16 protein-coding genes and 1 rRNA gene are annotated in these 15,502 nt (G+C 71.3%); 14 read left to right on the top strand and 3 right to left on the bottom strand.

Translation table 11 applies throughout. The features are described 5' to 3' along the window. Positions 1-168 precede the first annotated feature (168 nt). The 3 genes from rrf to AB0N07_RS46395 all read left to right on the top strand — a co-directional run bounded on the left by rrf (position 169) and on the right by AB0N07_RS46395 (position 2,340). Positions 169-285, top strand: a 5S ribosomal RNA gene (gene rrf, locus AB0N07_RS46385). A 217-nt stretch (positions 286-502) separates the two neighbouring features. After that, positions 503-1,639, top strand: coding sequence for a hypothetical protein (locus AB0N07_RS46390; RefSeq protein ID WP_365846281.1), 1,137 nt, complete (start codon positions 503-505; stop codon positions 1,637-1,639). Next, complete coding sequence (locus AB0N07_RS46395; RefSeq protein WP_365846276.1) at positions 1,576-2,340, top strand: hypothetical protein; 765 nt, start codon at positions 1,576-1,578, stop codon at positions 2,338-2,340. Before AB0N07_RS46390 ends, AB0N07_RS46395 begins: the two co-directional genes overlap by 64 nt. Before the next feature lie 55 nt (positions 2,341-2,395). On the opposite strand, the gene AB0N07_RS46400 is transcribed toward AB0N07_RS46395, so the two are convergent. Next, on the bottom strand, positions 2,396-3,688 hold the full coding sequence (locus tag AB0N07_RS46400) for a DUF1015 domain-containing protein (RefSeq protein WP_365846251.1): 1,293 nt from the start codon (positions 3,686-3,688) through the stop codon (positions 2,396-2,398). Between the two features lie 72 nt (positions 3,689-3,760). On the opposite strand from AB0N07_RS46400, the gene AB0N07_RS46405 reads away from it, so the two are divergent. From AB0N07_RS46405 to AB0N07_RS46420, 4 genes are all read left to right on the top strand, one after another. Beyond that, on the top strand, positions 3,761-4,789 hold the full coding sequence (locus AB0N07_RS46405; RefSeq protein WP_365846253.1) for an HAD hydrolase-like protein: 1,029 nt from the start codon (positions 3,761-3,763) through the stop codon (positions 4,787-4,789). A 99-nt stretch (positions 4,790-4,888) separates the two neighbouring features. Next, on the top strand, positions 4,889-5,932 hold the full coding sequence (locus tag AB0N07_RS46410; protein WP_365846255.1) for an iron chelate uptake ABC transporter family permease subunit: 1,044 nt from the start codon (positions 4,889-4,891) through the stop codon (positions 5,930-5,932). Then, positions 5,929-6,966: an iron chelate uptake ABC transporter family permease subunit gene (locus AB0N07_RS46415; protein ID WP_365846257.1), complete on the top strand. Its 1,038-nt coding sequence runs from the start codon at positions 5,929-5,931 to the stop codon at positions 6,964-6,966. Before AB0N07_RS46410 ends, AB0N07_RS46415 begins: the two co-directional genes overlap by 4 nt. Beyond that, the gene (locus AB0N07_RS46420; protein WP_365846259.1) at positions 6,963-7,841 is read left to right on the top strand and encodes an ABC transporter ATP-binding protein; all 879 of its coding nucleotides are present in this window, start codon (positions 6,963-6,965) and stop codon (positions 7,839-7,841) included. Before AB0N07_RS46415 ends, AB0N07_RS46420 begins: the two co-directional genes overlap by 4 nt. Here the strand turns inward: AB0N07_RS46420 and AB0N07_RS46425 are convergent. Then, positions 7,825-8,172 (bottom strand): SCP2 sterol-binding domain-containing protein, encoded by a 348-nt coding sequence (locus AB0N07_RS46425; protein WP_365846261.1) that lies wholly within the window; start codon positions 8,170-8,172, stop codon positions 7,825-7,827. The two genes, AB0N07_RS46420 and AB0N07_RS46425, sit on opposite strands and share 17 nt — an antisense overlap. Positions 8,173-8,214: 42 nt before the next feature. Here AB0N07_RS46425 and AB0N07_RS46430 point away from each other — a divergent pair, with 42 nt between their 5' ends. From AB0N07_RS46430 to recN, 4 genes are all read left to right on the top strand, one after another. Then, positions 8,215-8,538 (top strand): hypothetical protein, encoded by a 324-nt coding sequence (locus AB0N07_RS46430; RefSeq protein ID WP_365846263.1) that lies wholly within the window; start codon positions 8,215-8,217, stop codon positions 8,536-8,538. Positions 8,539-8,545: 7 nt separating this feature from the next. Then, positions 8,546-9,361, top strand: a complete 816-nt coding sequence (locus AB0N07_RS46435; RefSeq protein WP_365846266.1) for a TlyA family RNA methyltransferase — start codon at positions 8,546-8,548, stop codon at positions 9,359-9,361. Beyond that, positions 9,358-10,263, top strand: a complete 906-nt coding sequence (locus AB0N07_RS46440; protein WP_099927840.1) for an NAD kinase — start codon at positions 9,358-9,360, stop codon at positions 10,261-10,263. Before AB0N07_RS46435 ends, AB0N07_RS46440 begins: the two co-directional genes overlap by 4 nt. Before the next feature lie 131 nt (positions 10,264-10,394). Next, the gene (recN, locus tag AB0N07_RS46445; RefSeq protein ID WP_365846279.1) at positions 10,395-12,113 is read left to right on the top strand and encodes a DNA repair protein RecN; all 1,719 of its coding nucleotides are present in this window, start codon (positions 10,395-10,397) and stop codon (positions 12,111-12,113) included. A 76-nt stretch (positions 12,114-12,189) separates the two neighbouring features. Here the strand turns inward: recN and AB0N07_RS46450 are convergent, their stop codons facing one another. Continuing rightward, positions 12,190-12,588 carry a VOC family protein gene (locus AB0N07_RS46450; RefSeq protein ID WP_365846268.1) on the bottom strand — a complete coding sequence of 133 codons (399 nt, stop codon included), beginning with the start codon at positions 12,586-12,588 and terminating at the stop codon, positions 12,190-12,192. Between the two features lie 102 nt (positions 12,589-12,690). On the opposite strand from AB0N07_RS46450, the gene AB0N07_RS46455 reads away from it, so the two are divergent. The 3 genes from AB0N07_RS46455 (at position 12,691) to AB0N07_RS46465 (ending at position 15,398) form a co-directional block, all read left to right on the top strand. Continuing rightward, complete coding sequence (locus AB0N07_RS46455; RefSeq protein WP_365846270.1) at positions 12,691-13,680, top strand: YafY family protein; 990 nt, start codon at positions 12,691-12,693, stop codon at positions 13,678-13,680. A 20-nt stretch (positions 13,681-13,700) separates the two neighbouring features. Further along, a complete protein-coding gene (locus AB0N07_RS46460; protein WP_365846272.1) occupies positions 13,701-14,168 on the top strand; it encodes a hypothetical protein in 468 nt (155 codons plus the stop codon). Positions 14,169-14,261: 93 nt separating this feature from the next. Continuing rightward, positions 14,262-15,398, top strand: a complete 1,137-nt coding sequence (locus tag AB0N07_RS46465; protein ID WP_365846274.1) for a glycosyltransferase family 4 protein — start codon at positions 14,262-14,264, stop codon at positions 15,396-15,398. Positions 15,399-15,502 lie beyond the last annotated feature (104 nt).

A 15,502-nucleotide genomic window follows, 5' to 3' on the forward strand; every position in this document is an offset into this window, starting at 1 on the left:
CCGGATCTGGAAGCACCGTAAGGTGTGGAGGTGACCGGTACTAATAGGCCGAGGGCTTGTCCTCAGTTGCTCGCGTCCACTGTGTTAGTTCTGAGACAACGACCGTTGTCGGCTTTGAGCAGAACACATAACAGAAGAGTGTGCTTGTTCGCTCGAAACCATTAGGGTTTCGGTGGTTATAGCGTGAGGGAAACGCCCGGTTACATTTCGAACCCGGAAGCTAAGCCTTACAGCGCCGATGGTACTGCAGGGGGGACCCTGTGGGAGAGTAGGACGCCGCCGAACAATCTTTGGAAGGACCCCTGGTCCCAGCGTTCAGCTGGGACCAGGGGTCCTTTTGTTTTTACAATGCTTGTGTACCGAAGACAGGAGTCACCCATGTCCACCAACTCTCCCGACGACCGACCGGAGCGCGACCAGCGGCGACGGGACAGTGGGGACCGCGGCGACCGCGGCGACCGTGGCGGTTACCGCGGTGGTTTCCGTCGGGACGACCGGCGCGATGACAACCGCGGTGGCTACGGCCGCCGCGAGGACAACCGTGGTGGACACGGCCGGCGCGATGACCGCCCGCGTGATGAACGCCCGCGTGATGAACGCCCGCGTGATGAACGCCCGCGTGACGACCGTGGGGGCCGCGGAGGCTTCCGGCGGGACGACAACCGGGGTGGCGGGTACGGCCGTCGGGACGACCGGCGCGAGGGCGACCGTGGCTCCCGTCCGGCATTCCAGCGAGACGACCGCGACCGCGGGCCGCGTCGGGACGACCGCAGGGACGACCGTGACCGCGGCTTCCGCCGTGACGACCGCGGAGACCGTGGGGACCGTCCCTCCTTCCGCCGTGACGACCGCGGTGGCGAGCGGCGCGACAACGACCGCGGAGGCTTCCGCCGTGACGACAACCGGGGCGGTGGGTACGGCCGTCGGGACGACCGGCGGACCGATGAGCGCGGCGACCGCGGTGACCGTGGCGGCTTCCGCAGGGATGATCGTCGGGACGACCGGCGTGACGACAACCGCGGCGGAGCCGACCGTGGTGGCTACGGCCGCCGCGACGACCGCAGGGACGACCGTGACCGTGGCTTCCGCGGAGACGACCGCGACCGCGGCTTCCGGCGTGACGACCGCGCGGAGCGGGGAGACCGTCCGTCCTTCCGGCGCGACGACCGTGGAGACCGTGGGGACCGCCCCTCGCTCCGCCGTGACGAGCGTGGAGACCGCGGAGAGCGCGGGGATCGCCCTTCGTTCCGCCGCGACGACCGTGGCGAGCGCGGGGATCGCCCTTCGTTCCGCCGCGACGACCGTGGCGAGCGCGGAGAGCGTCCCCCCTTCCGCCGCGACGACCGTGGCGAGCGTCGGGAAGGCGACCGCGGTGGCTTCCGGCGGGACGACAGCCGGGGCGAGCGCGGTGGGTTCCGCGGCCGTGATGACCGTGGTGGACGTGGGGGCCCCCGTCGGGACGACCGTGGTGGCCGTCCCGGAGGCTTCCGCGGGCGTGACGACCGACGTGGCGCTGGTGGTGGTCGGTTCCGTGACGAGCGGGACCGGGACCGCGATCGCGAGCCGATCAAGCGGCTGCCGATCCCCGAGGACGTCACCGGCGACGAGATCGACAAGGATGTACGACAGGAGCTGCTGAGCCTGCCGAAGACGCTCGCGGATGATGTCGCCAAGAACCTGGTGATGGTCGCCCGGCTCATCGACGAGGACCCCGAGCGCGCCTACGCCTACTCCAAGATCGCGCTGCGGCTGGCGTCACGCGTCGCCGCCGTACGCGAGGCGGGCGGGTTCGCTGCGTACGCGAACCAGCAGTACGCCGAGGCGCTTGCCGAGTTCCGGGCCGCGCGGCGGATGACCGGCAGCGCGGAGCTGTGGCCGGTCATGGCCGACTGCGAGCGTGGGCTCGGACGGCCGGAGAAGGCGCTGGACATGGCCGGGGCGCCCGAGGTGCAGAAGCTGGACAAGGCCGGGCAGGTCGAGATGCGGCTCGTCGCAGCCGGCGCCCGGCGTGACATGGGGCAGCTCGACGCGGCCATCGTGACGCTGCAGAGCCCCGAGCTGGCCTCCAGCTCCGTACAGCCGTGGACCGCGCGGCTGCGGTACGCCTATGCCGACGCGCTGCTCGCCGCCGGTCGGGAGGGTGAGGCGCGGGAGTGGTTCGCGAAGGCCGTCGAGGCCGACAAGGACGGCAGCACGGACGCCTCGGACCGGCTTGCCGAGCTGGACGGCGTGGAGTTCGTCGACGCCTTCGACGAGAGCGACGGAGGCGACGAGGGCGAGGCCACTGAGACCGAGACCGAGGCCAAGGCCGAGGACGAGGACGCGGACGACAAGGACTGATCTGTGAGAAAGGGCGGGACCGTGAGGTCCCGCCCTTTCTCATGTTCAGAGGGCCTCAGAGGTCCAGTGCGCGCAGCACCAGCCCCGATGCGGGCTTCGGGCCGAACGACGTCGACTTGCGGGGCATCGTCACCCCCTGGCGGGCCAGGTCGCGGACGACCTCCTCGCGGACCGGGTGCATCAGGACGGCGGTACCACCGTCGCGTTCCGCCTTCTCGACCGTGGCCGCCGTGTCGTGGATGTAGGCGATACGGGACGGGTCGTTCTCGGGGATGTGCCAGACATGGTGGAGGAGCGTGGCATGCAGGACCGTGGCGTCCAGGGTGCGCCAGGCTGCCGGGCGGTCGGCAGGAATCGTACGGGCCAGGAGGTCCGGGTCCGGGCGGTCGATCAGGTGGAAGGCGCCGTCGCCGGCGACCAGGAAGGCGTTGCCGGCGCAGGCGGCGTCCGCGAGGGCGTCCAGGGCCTCCGGCAGGGGTATGCGCAGGTGCTGTATGCGGAACAGGCCGTCCAGGGCGGCCAGTGCGTCGGTGACCGGCAGGCCGTGCAGGAGGCGGTGGATGGCGCGGACGCGCAGCGGGTAGCGGGCGGTGTCGACCAGGAGGACGAGGCCGTAGTCCCAGGGACTCGGCGAGGTGTGCTCGGTGCGGAGCCGGCGATATGTCGCCCAGCGGTGGTGGCCGTCGGCGATCAGGGCCTGGTGCTGGGACAGGTCGGACTGGATGCGGGTGAGGTCGTCCGGGTCGGTGATCGACCACAGGCGGTGGCTGAAGCCGTCCTCCGTGGTGGTGGCCAGGAGGGGAGGGTGGTCGGCGACGCGTTCCACGACCTCGATCGCCGATGACGTCGAGCCGTTGCCGCGGTAGGTCAGGAGCAGGGGCTCCAGGTTCGCGGAGGTGGCGCGCATCAGGGCCGCGCGGTCGGCGACCACGTGCGGCATGACGTCCTCGTGCGGCAGGACCACGCCCTCCGACGGGTCCGAGACGCGCAGGGCGCCGATGATGCCGCGCTGCAGCATTCCGTCGCCGTCGCGCTGCTCGTAGACGTACAGGCCGGGTTCGGGGTCGGTGGTCAGGATGCCCTCGGAGAGCCAGCGGCGCAGGGTGTCGGCGGCCTGTTCGTTGCGGGCCGTGGGGGTGGTGGCCTGCGGCAGGATCAGGCGGACGATGTTGTGCGGGTCGGCGGACTGGAGGTGGTGCAGGCCGTCGGGGCGCACGACGACGTCGTACGGCGGAGACGTCACGGCGGCGAGGCTGCCGACCCGGTCCGGGTCGTAGCGAAGGCCTCGGAACGGGGTGAGTTCCAGGCCTCGGCGCGCCGTTGCTTCCGAGTGACCTGCTGTGTTCATCCCGGCATCGTACGTGTGTCAGTGGCGTGAGGGATGATCGGGTGAAAGCCGTCGAACGAGGAGCGATGTGGAATGAGCCAGAGCGTCAGGACGAGGCCCGAGGGCAGTGGCCAGGCTCTGAGCGAGGCGTACGACACCGCGCTGCTCGACCTCGACGGTGTGGTGTACGCGGGGGGCAATGCCATTGCGTACGCGGTCGAGTCGCTGGCCACGGCTCGGGCGGGCGGGATGCATCTCGCATACGTCACCAACAACGCGCTGCGGACTCCGGACACGGTGGCGGACCATCTGACCGAGCTGGGGATACCGACGGGCGCCGATGACGTCATCACCTCCGCGCAGGCGGTCGCACGGCTGATCAGTGAGCAGGTGCCGGCCGGGGCGCGTGTGCTGGTCGTCGGTGGGGAGGGGCTGCGGGTCGCGCTGCGGGAGCGGGGGCTCGTGCCCGTCGAGTCGGCGGAGGACGATCCGGCGGCGGTCGTGCAGGGGTACGGCGGGCCCGAGTTGCAGTGGGCGCGGTTCGCGGAGGCCTGTTACGCCATCGCTCGGAGAGTGCCCTGGTACGCCTCCAACACCGACCTGACGATTCCGAGTGCACGCGGGATCGCGCCGGGCAACGGCGCTGCCGTCGAGGTGGTGCGGATAGCGACCGGTGCCGAACCGCAGGTCGCGGGCAAGCCGTTGCCTCCCATGCACCGGGAGACGATCCTGCGGACGGGTGCCCGGCGGCCGTTGGTGGTCGGGGACCGGCTGGACACGGACATCGAGGGCGCGTTCAACGGGGAGGTCGACTCGCTGCTCGTGCTGACCGGCGTCACCGACGGCGCGCGGTTGCTCGCCGCGCCGCCGCAGCACCGGCCGACGTATGTCGACGCGGATCTGCGCGGGCTGCTCACGGGACAGCCCGAGGTCGTCGAGGCGGGGGAGGGCTTCCGGTGCGGCGGCTGGACGGCGAGGGCGGGTGTGGACCGGCTCGAACTGGACGGTGACGGCGAGGCCTTGGACGGGCTGCGGGCGTTGTGCGCGGCGGCCTGGACTGCGGCCGGCGAGGGCGTGTGCGCGCTCGATACGGGGAAGGCGCTGGCGCGGCTGGAGTTGTGAGGTGACGCACCGGGCGGGTGGCGGACGGGGGCTGTGAAGCGCCCGGCCGTCGCGACCGGGGATTGGAGGCGGATGTGAGGGTAGGCTAACCTAACTCGCGTGTTGGTCGACAGTCCTCCAGAACAGCGCGCGGAGACCGCCCCCGCGCCCCCGACCCGCCGGGCGATACGGGCCTTTGGGCTCGTTGCATCCGCTGCCGTCCTGGTGCTCGTCGCGCTGGCGAGCATCGCCGTCGGGGCGAAAGAGCTGCCGCTGGAGCAGGTCTGGCACGGGCTGTTCCAGGACACGGGGACGTACGGCGACGTCGTGGTCGACGAGCGGCTGTCGCGGACCGTGCTCGGGCTGCTCGCCGGCGCGGCACTCGGCCTGTCCGGGGCGGTGCTGCAGGCGCTCACCCGCAATCCGCTGGCCGACCCCGGACTGCTCGGCATCAACGCGGGCGCGTCGGCCGCGGTCGTCACCGCCATGACGTACTTCGGCGTCACGAGCCTCAACGGCTATGTCTGGTTCGCCTTTTTCGGGGCGGCTGCCGTCGGTACGCTGGTCTGGTTCCTCGGCGGCAGCCGGGGCGCGACGCCGGTGCGGCTCGCGCTCGCCGGTACCGCCATCAGCGCCGCCCTGTACGGCTATCTGCAGGCCGTGATGATCACGGATGACGCGGCACTGAACAAGATGCGCTTCTGGACGGTCGGTTCACTCTCCTCGGCGACCGGCTCGACCATCCTGCAGGTGCTGCCGTTCCTCGCGGTCGGTACGGTCCTCGCCCTTGCGCTCGCCCGGCCGCTCAACGCCGTGGCCATGGGCGACGACACCGCCAAGGCCCTCGGTGCCAATCTGAACCGCACCCGGGCGCTGTCCATGCTCGCCGCCGTCGTGCTGTGCGGCGCGGCGACCGCCGCCTGCGGGCCGATCGCGTTCGTGGGGCTGATGGTCCCGCACGTCGTACGGTCCTTCACCGGCCCCGACCTGCGCTGGATCCTGCCGTACGCCACGATCCTGTCGCCCGTGCTGCTGCTCGGTGCCGACGTCATCGGCCGGGTCGTCGCCCGTCCCTCGGAGCTTCAGGTCGGCATCATCACCGCGATCATCGGCGGGCCGGTCTTCATCTTTCTGGTACGACGGCGGAGGACGGCCCAACTGTGAAGAGCAACCGTGTGCTGAGGACGCCGGGCGGGCTCTCCGTGCGCCTGGACGTCCGGGCCGCCACCGTCGTCGCCCTGATGCTGCTCGCCGCGCTCACCGCGAGCGTCCTGCTGATCGGCACCGGCGACTTCCCGATCTCGGCGGGCGAGGTACTGAAGACACTGACCGGGGGCGGAAGCGCCGGGCAGGAGTTCGTCGTCCATGAGCTGCGGCTGCCGCGTGTCCTGGTCGGGCTGCTGGTCGGGGCCTCGCTGGGGCTCGGCGGTGCGCTGTTCCAGGCCGTCACCCGCAATCCGCTGGGCAGCCCGGACGTGCTCGGCCTCGGACAGGGGGCGACGGCCGGGGCGCTCGTGATGATCGTGCTGTTCTCCGGGAGCGCGGCCCAGGTCACCATGGGGGCGCTCGCGGGCGGGCTGGTGACCGGGCTTGCCATCTATCTGCTTGCCTGGAAGCGAGGCGTGCACGGTTATCGACTGGTCCTGGTCGGTATCGGGGTGTCCGCGATCGTCACGGCGGTCAACAGCTATCTGCTCACGGTCTCCGACCTCGTCGACGCCGCCCGCGCAGTGGTCTGGATGACGGGGTCCCTCAGCGGACGTGACTGGGACCAGGTCCGGCCGCTGCTCGGGCTGTGCGCCGTACTGGTACCGCTGGTCCTCGCCAACGCGCGCGGGCTGCGGATGATGGAGATGGGCGACGACGTCTCGAATGCCCTCGGGGTGCGGGTGGAGCGCGTGCGGGCGCTGCTGATGGTGGCCGCCGTGCTGCTCACCGCGACCGCCACCGCAGCCGCGGGGCCCGTCGGCTTCGTGGCGCTCACCGCGCCCCAGCTCGCCCGCCGACTGACCCGCTCACCCGGCCCCAACCTGCTGTCTTCCCTGTGCATGGGCGCCGCCCTGCTGGTCGGCGCCGACTGGATCTCGCAGCGGGTCTTCGGCGCCGACCAGCTGCCTGTGGGCGTGGTCACCGGCGTCCTGGGCGGCGTCTATCTGCTGTGGCTGCTGGTCACCGAGCGCAGGGCCGGCCGGATATGAGCGAGCTCGCGAAGCCGGACATGAGCGGCTCGAAGAACCCGTACACCCGAAGGAGCACTGTGAACCGGCTGTCCGCCGAGAACGTCACCCTCGCCTACGACCAGCGGGTCATCGCCGAGCAGCTCTCGGTGGAGATCCCCGACAACTCGTTCACCGTGATCGTCGGTCCCAACGCGTGCGGCAAGTCCACCCTGCTGCGGGCTCTGTCACGGATGCTGAAGCCGAGCCAAGGACGGGTGCTGCTGGACGGGCAGGTCATCCAGTCGATGCCGGCGAAGAAGGTCGCCCGGACGCTGGGCCTGCTGCCGCAGTCGTCGATCGCGCCCGACGGCATCACCGTCGGCGACCTCGTCGGCCGCGGCCGGTACCCGCACCAGGGCATCCTGCGCCAGTGGTCGGCCGAGGACGAGCGGGTCGTACAGGAGTCGATGGCGCAGACCGGGGTCGCCGGGCTCGCCGATCGCTATGTCGACGAATTGTCCGGCGGTCAGCGGCAGCGCGTGTGGATCGCCATGGCGCTGGCCCAGCAGACCCCGCTGCTGCTGCTCGACGAACCGACGACATATCTGGACATCCAGCACCAGATCGATGTTCTCGATCTGTGCGCCGAACTGCACGAGGAACAGGGCCGCACGCTCGTCGCCGTCCTGCACGACCTCAACCACGCCGCCCGGTACGCCACCCATCTCATCGCCCTGTGTGAGGGGCAGGTCATCGCGGAGGGCGCGCCCCGGGACATCGTCACGGCCGGACTGGTCGAGGAGGTCTTCGGGCTGCGCTGCCAGATCATCGACGACCCGGAGACGGGAACCCCGCTGGTGGTGCCTGCGGCGCGGAAGGCACGCGCGCGCGTGGCGGCTACAGAAGCTTCCTGAGCTGGAACAGGTCGCGCAGGCCCGCCTCCAGCTTGACCCGGCCCGAGCCCCAGGCCTTGGCGAAGTTCAGCTCGCCGTTGACCAGGGCCACCAGGTCGTCGCCCTTCATGGTCAGTCTGATCTCGGCCTTCTCCCGTGGTGGGCCCTGGATCGTGTCCTGCACCACGATCCGGCCGCCCGCCATCCTGCCGACGAACGTGATGTCGAGGTCGGTGATCCGGCAGCTCACCGAGCGGTCCAGGGATGCGGCCGTGCGGACGTCCCCTTCGGCGGTCTGCATGTTGTCCGAGAGCTTCTCGAGTGCGGCGCGGCACTCCTCGATCGTGGCCATCGCGATCGACGGTACCCCAGCGGTTCGGGGTAGCGTCTGGGCATGAGCGACTCTGTGCCCGACGCCACGGTGGGGGACGAAACGGTCGAAGTCGAACCCGAGCAGCAACCCGAGTACGACCCCGCCGCCCCCGCGCCGTTGAACGTGCCCCGCACCCCGACCGGCAACGCCGACGTGGATGCCCAGCTGGAGCGCCTCGGCGACGCCGACCACCTCGCCACCGACGGCCACCTCGAGGTGTACGAGGATGTACACCGGGGGCTGCGCGACGCGCTCACCGCGCTCGACGCCCGCCCGGGACCCCCGGCACCCTCACCGTCGTACGACCAGAGGGCGCCTTCACCCTCGTATGGCACTAGGAGCTGAACCGAACGTGGCAGGAGTCGCACGCCGCCGTCTGGACGCGGAGCTGGTCCGCCGGAAGCTCGCGCGCTCGCGCGAGCATGCCAGCCAGCTGATCGCGGCCGGGCGGGTCACCGTCGGCAAGACCGTAGCGACCAAGCCCGCCACTCAGGTGGAGACCGCGGCGGCGATCGTCGTCACGGCCGACGACAGCGATCCCGAGTACGTCTCCCGGGGCGGGCACAAGCTCGCCGGCGCGCTCCAGGCGTTCGTGCCGCAGGGGCTCGTGGTGGAAGGGCGGCGGGCGCTGGACGCCGGCGCCTCCACCGGCGGGTTCACCGATGTGCTGCTGCGCTCGGGGGCCGCACACGTCGTCGCCGTGGACGTCGGATACGGACAACTTGCCTGGACTCTTCAGAGCGATGAACGCGTCACCGTCAAGGACCGTACGAACGTACGCGAGTTGACGCTTGAGGAGATCGATGGTGAGCCTGTGGATCTTGTCGTGGGGGATCTGTCCTTCATCCCGCTCGGGCTGGTCCTGCCCGCCCTGGTGCGGTGTGTGAAACCGGACGCCGACCTGGTGATGATGGTCAAGCCGCAGTTCGAGGTGGGGAAGGAACGGCTGGGCAGTGGGGGAGTCGTACGGAGTTCGCAGCTGCGGGCGGAGGCCGTGCGGGGTGTGGCCCACAAGGCGTGGGAACTCGGGCTCGGGGTGAAGGGTGTCACCGCCAGTCCGTTGCCCGGACCTTCCGGGAATGTCGAGTACTTTCTGTGGCTGCGGACCGGGGCACCCGAACTGGACCCGGCCGACGTTGACCGTGCAGTGGCGGAGGGGCCGCGTTGACCCAGAACCGAGCTCGTACAGTTTTCCTGCTGGCCCACACCGGGCGGCCCGCGGCCATTCGCAGCGCCGAACTCGTGGTCAAGGGGCTGCTGCGGGAGGGCATCGGCGTGCGTGTCCTGGAGTACGAGGCGGCCGACCTGCCGCTGCCCGAGGAGGTGCAGCTGGTCAAGGAGGCCACTCCGCAGTGCCTGGACGGGTGCGAGCTGCTGATCGTGCTCGGGGGTGACGGGACGCTGCTGCGGGGCGCCGAGTTCGCCCGGGCGTCCGGCGTGCCGATGCTCGGCGTCAACCTCGGGCGGGTCGGGTTCCTCGCCGAGGCCGAGCGGGACGACCTCGACAAGGTCGTCGACCGGGTGGTGACGAAGGCGTACGAGGTAGAGGAGCGGATGACCGTCGATGTCGTCGTCCACCAGAACGGGAACATCGTCCACACGGACTGGGCGCTGAACGAGGCGGCGGTGCAGAAGGCCGGCGCCGAGAAGTTGCTTGAAGTCGTGCTGGAGATCGACGGGCGGCCGGTTACGGGGTTCGGGTGTGACGGCATCGTGCTGTCGACGCCCACCGGGTCCACGGCTTATGCGTTCTCCGCGGGCGGGCCTGTGGTGTGGCCCGAAGTGGAAGCGCTGCTGATGGTGCCGATCAGTGCCCATGCGTTGTTCGCCAAGCCGTTGGTCACGTCGCCGGATTCCGTGCTGGCGGTCGAGGTGCTGCCTCATATTCCGCCGGGGGTCCTGTGGTGTGACGGGCGGCGGACGGTGGAGTTGCCGCCGGGGGCGAGGGTCGAGGTGCGGCGGGGGGCTGTGCCCGTGCGGTTGGCTCGGCTGCACCATGCGTCGTTCACCGACCGGCTGGTGGCCAAGTTTGCCTTGCCGGTTTCCGGGTGGCGGGGGGCGCCTCATTGAAGGCCGTGCACTCGCCTGGGTGACAATGTGCCGTCGATGGGCATTCGTCACCTGCACCTTCACACAACCGGGACGGGGGCCGTCGCACTTCCCGGTGCTGACCTCGTAAGGTCGTAGCCGTGCTGGAAGAGATGCGGATACGGTCGCTCGGCGTCATCGACGATGCGGTCGTCGAGCTGTCGCCCGGGTTCACTGCCGTCACCGGTGAGACGGGTGCGGGCAAGACCATGGTGGTCACCAGCCTCGGGCTGTTGCTGGGTGGCCGGGCGGACCCGGCGCTCGTGCGGATCGGGGCCGAGAAGGCGGTCGTGGAGGGGCGGATCGCCGTGCCCTCCGGTGCCTCAGCCGTCGTACGCGCCGAGGAGGCCGGGGCCGAACTCGACGACGGGGCGCTGCTGATCAGCCGTACCGTTTCCGCCGAGGGGCGGTCGCGGGCGCATGTGGGCGGGCGCAGTGTCCCCGTGGGACTGCTCGCCGACCTTGCCGACGATCTCGTGGCCGTGCACGGACAGACCGATCAGCAGGGGCTGCTGAAGCTGTCCCGGCAGCGGCAGGCGCTGGACCGGTACGCCGGGGACGCCGTCGCGGGGCCGCTCGCCAAGTACGGCGAGGCGTACCGGCGGCTGCGGGCCGTCTCCGTGGAACTGGAAGAGATCACCACGCGCGCGCGTGAGCGGGCCCAGGAAGCCGACATGCTGCGGTACGGGCTCGACGAGATCGCGGGTGTGGAGCCGCGGGCCGGGGAGGACGTGGAGCTGGCGGAGGAGGCCGAGCGGCTCGGGCACGCGGAGGCCCTGTCGTCCGCCGCCACGGCCGCTCATGCCGCCCTTGCCGGTAACCCGGAGGACCCCGAGGGCATCGACGCCGCCACGCTCGTCGCGGGGGCTCAACGGGCCCTGGACGCCGTACGGGCGCACGATCCGGCGCTGGCCGCGCTCGCCGACCGGATCGGGGAGATCGGGATCCTGCTGGGCGATGTCGCCGGGGAACTGGCGGGGTACGCCGACGACCTGGACGCGGATCCCCTGCGGCTCGCGGCCGTAGAGGAACGGCGGGCCGCGCTCACCGGCCTGACCCGGAAGTACGGGGAGGACATCAACTCCGTGCTGGCGTGGGCCGAGCAGAGCGCCGCGCGGCTGACCGAGCTGGACAGCGACGACGAGCGGATCGACGAGCTGACCGCCGAGCGGGACGCGTTGCGGACCGAACTGGGCGGCCTTGCACAGGCGTTGACGGATGCGCGGGCGGAGGCGGCGGAGCGCTTCGCGGCCGCCGTGACCGCGGAGCTCGCCTCGCTGGCGATGCCGCACGCGCGCGTGTCGTTCGACATCCGGCAGACCGAGGACCCGGAGGGCGTGGAGGTCGGCGGACGTGCGGTCGCCTACGGGCCGTCCGGCGCCGACGAGGTCGAGCTGCTGCTGGCCCCGCACCCGGGGGCGCCGCCCCGGCCCATCGCCAAGGGTGCCTCCGGTGGTGAGCTCTCGCGTGTGATGCTCGCCGTGGAGGTCGTCTTCGCGGGGACGGATCCCGTGCCGACGTATCTCTTCGACGAGGTCGACGCCGGTGTCGGCGGCAAGGCGGCGGTCGAGATCGGCCGGCGGCTGGCGAAGCTCGCGAAGACCGCGCAGGTCGTGGTCGTGACCCACCTTCCGCAGGTGGCCGCCTTCGCCGACCGGCAGCTGCTGGTCGAGAAGACCAACGACGGGTCCGTCACCCGGTCCGGAGTGAAGGTGCTCGAGGGCGAGGAACGGGTGCGGGAACTGTCCCGGATGCTCGCCGGCCAGGAGGACTCCGAGACCGCCCGGGCGCACGCGGAGGAACTGCTGGCGACGGCTCGGGCGGACGTCTAGGGCCGCTGTCCTCGGGGGCCGCGTTCACCGGGAGCCCGGAATCTCGGGGCTCCCGTGTGAGCGGCTGTCCGTGGCGTCAACGTGCGAACTTTTCGATGGCCTGCGGGGTGACGGGCGTGAAGAAGTTGACGAGGTTGCCGTCGGGGTCGCGGAACAGCAGTGAGCGGTTGCCCCAGGGCATCGTGGTGGGCTTGGTGACGAAGTCGGTGACGAAGCCGGTCAGGTTGTCGTAAACGCTGTCCACGTCGTCGACGAGGAACTCGGTGATCACGCTGTGGTTGTCCGCCGGGCGGGCGGAGCCCGGGGCGAACAGCGGGACCGTGCGGGTGCCGGCGATGGCGAGGGTGGCGCCCGCGGTCCTGAGCTCGGCGAAGTCCTCGGTGGCCCACGTCGCCCGCGCCCCTGTGGCTCGCTCGTAGAACTCGACGAGGCGCGCTACGTCGCTGGTGATGATGCGGATCGAGACGAAGTCCATGGGAATCTCCTTGGCTGTGCTGGAGGTGAGGTGGTCGTACACCTCGCAGGCTAGGAGAAATAGGGGACAGAATCGGTCCTGTATTCGCGTTAGGCTGCGAACATGCCTCGACCCACCGGCCGCGTGCTGACCCTCCTGGAGCTGCTGCAGTCGGGCGGCACCAGGACGGTGGCCGAGCTCGCCGACCGTCTCGGCGTCGAAGGACGAACCGTGCGGCGGTACGTGGACCAGCTGATCGACCTGGACGTACCCGTGGAGTCGGTGCGCGGCCGCTACGGCGGGTACCGGCTGGCTTCCGGGTACCGCTTGCCTCCGCTCATGCTCAGCGACGACGAGGCGCTGGCCGTGCTGCTCGGCCTGGTCGCCGGCCGCCGGGCGGGCCTGACGACGACGGAGCGCACGGCGAACGAGACGGCATCGGCGAAGATCCGGCGGGTGCTGCCCAAGCACATCGCCCGCCGGCTCGACACCCTCCTGGAAGCTCTCGCCTTCACGGACCAGCCCGGCGAGCCGGACCACCCGGACGCGGCGCTCCTGCTCACCGTCGCCGATGCGGTGCGCAACCGACGACCCGTCTCCATCCGCTACACCGACCGCGAGGGACGGCGCAGCGAGCGCACTCTGCACGCGTACGGGATCGTCGCCCATGCGGGCCGGTGGTACGTCACGGGCAAGGACGCCCAGGTCGGCGAGGACCGCACCTTCCGGCTCGATCGCATCGCGGACGCGAGGACCCTGCCCGGCTCATTCGAAGCGCCCGCTGGTCCCGGTCCGGCAGAGCGCGTGCTGTCAGGGTTCGCCACGGCCGAGTACCGGCACGAGGTGACCTTGCGGATCCACGGGACGGTTGAGCAGATCCGCGCGCACCTCCCCGTCGGCGTCGCGAGCGTGGAGGAGCACGAGCCGGCGGCCGGCCGGGACCCGGCGGCCGAGCGCTGGCTGCGCGTCGAGCTACGGGCCGAGCGGCTCGACTGGTTGCCTCGGACGCTGGCCTCGCTCGACCGGCCGTTCGTCATCGAGCGCCCCGCTGAACTCCGCGACCTCGTCATCGCGCTCGCCGATCGCCTCACGTCCTGCGCCCGCCAAGCCTGACAGCCGCATAGGGTGGCCCGATGGTCAACCTCGCTCGCAGTGCTGTGCCGTTCGGGCTCGCCGCGTCTCTGACCCGGGTGGGGGTCGCCGGGCTGAGTGCCAAGCCGCCCGGCGGGCGTGGGCGTTGGGAGCGGAAGCACCACGCGGGGCGGAGCGTCGAGTTGTACGTCGGTCCCGCGGTCGCGGCCGCGGCGGCCGTCGGGGCGGGGCGGGTCCGGCCTGCGGCCGGGTTCGCGGTCCTGGCTGCGGGTGCCTGCGGTGCCTACGACGACATTGCCGGGGCCGACGGACACCGGCGCGGCTTCCGGGACCAGCTGTCCGCCCTTCGGGACGGCGAGGTCACCGGCGGCGCGGTCATGGGGCGGGGGTCAGGTGCGCCGTTCTCACTCGTGCGAGTGACCAATCCCACCGCCCCACAGCCCCCGTGCGGCACTCGCGTCACCTTCTCGTTGCCGGAACACCCGTACATCCTGGCATCCTTGGCGTAGTACGTGGAGGAAGTCGCGCGGTACACCCCCTCCGCTGGATCCTTCTGTACTTTCTTCGTGACCGCCCGACGCCGAACCAGGAGCCCCGGCCACGTGAGCCCCGTGAGCAGCCACGCACCGCACGGTCAGTCGCCGCTGCGCACCGTGCAGGTGCTGGGCGGCGGCAGCGCCGGCAGCAGCGCGCATGTGCGTTCGCTGGCGGCAGGGCTCGTCGCGCGAGGCGTGCGGGTCACCGTGTGCGCGCCTGTCGAGGCCGATCGTGCCTACGACTTCACGGGGACCGGCGCCGACCATGTGCACGTGCCGCGCAGCAGCGACCCGGGAGCCGTGACCGCGCTGCGGGAGGCGTGCAAGGACGCCGATCTGGTGCACGCGCACGGCCTGCACGCCTCCTTCCGGGCCGCGCTGGCCCTCAGCGGTCGGCGCACCCCGCTCGTGGTCACCTGGCACAGCCGCGCGCACGCCGAAGGAGCACGCGCCCATCTGCTGCGTCTCCTGGAGCGGCGGGTCGTGAAGGCCGCCACCGTGGTGCTCGGCACCTCCTCGGACCTCGTGGACCGGGCCCGCCGGACCGGGGCGCGGGACGCGCGGCTGGCCGCCGTGGCGATGCCCGGGCCGCCGCCGGGCGCGGAGCCGGAGGATCCCGACCGCCCGAGCCCCAAGATCCGGGCCGAACTGGGCGCCACCGGCCGCCCGTTGCTGATGGCCGTCGGATCCCTCGACCGGCACCGCGGTTACGAGACCCTGCTGGACGCCACGCGCGCGTGGCGGCGACTCGACCCCGTGCCGCTCGTCGTGATCGCGGGGGAGGGCCCGCTGCGGACCGTTCTGCAGCGCCGTATCGAGGACGAAGGGCTGCCCGTCCGGCTCATCGGGCGGCGCGACGACGTGCGGGCGCTGCTCTCCGCCGCCGATCTCGCACTGTTGCCCAGCAGCTGGGAATCGCGTTCCGTGCTCGCCCAGGAGGCGCTCCACGCGCGCGTGCCGCTCGTCGCGACCCACGTCGGCGGCATCCCCGAACTCGTCGGCGACGCGGCCGAACTCGTCCCGTACGGGGACGCGGAGGCCCTCGCCGACGCCGTCACCGGGCTCCTCGGCGATCCGGAGCGCCGTGAGCTGCTCCGGGAGAAGGGCAGCCGGCAGGCCGCCACCTGGCCGACCGAGGACGAGACCGTCGCCCAAGTGCTCAGCGTCTACGACGAGTTGACCCAGCACCGGCCGCTTGTGTGAGGGGCAGGTCCTAGTGTTCCGGTCCGCAGATCCTGTCGCAGTAGCGGCAGATGCGGTCGATGATCTGGTCCGCGGTCTTGGTCCATCTGAAGGGGCGGGCCTGC

Origin of the sequence: Streptomyces sp. NPDC051172, assembly GCF_040682555.1 — a bacterium.
Classification (GTDB): Bacteria; Actinomycetota; Actinomycetes; order Streptomycetales; family Streptomycetaceae; genus Streptomyces.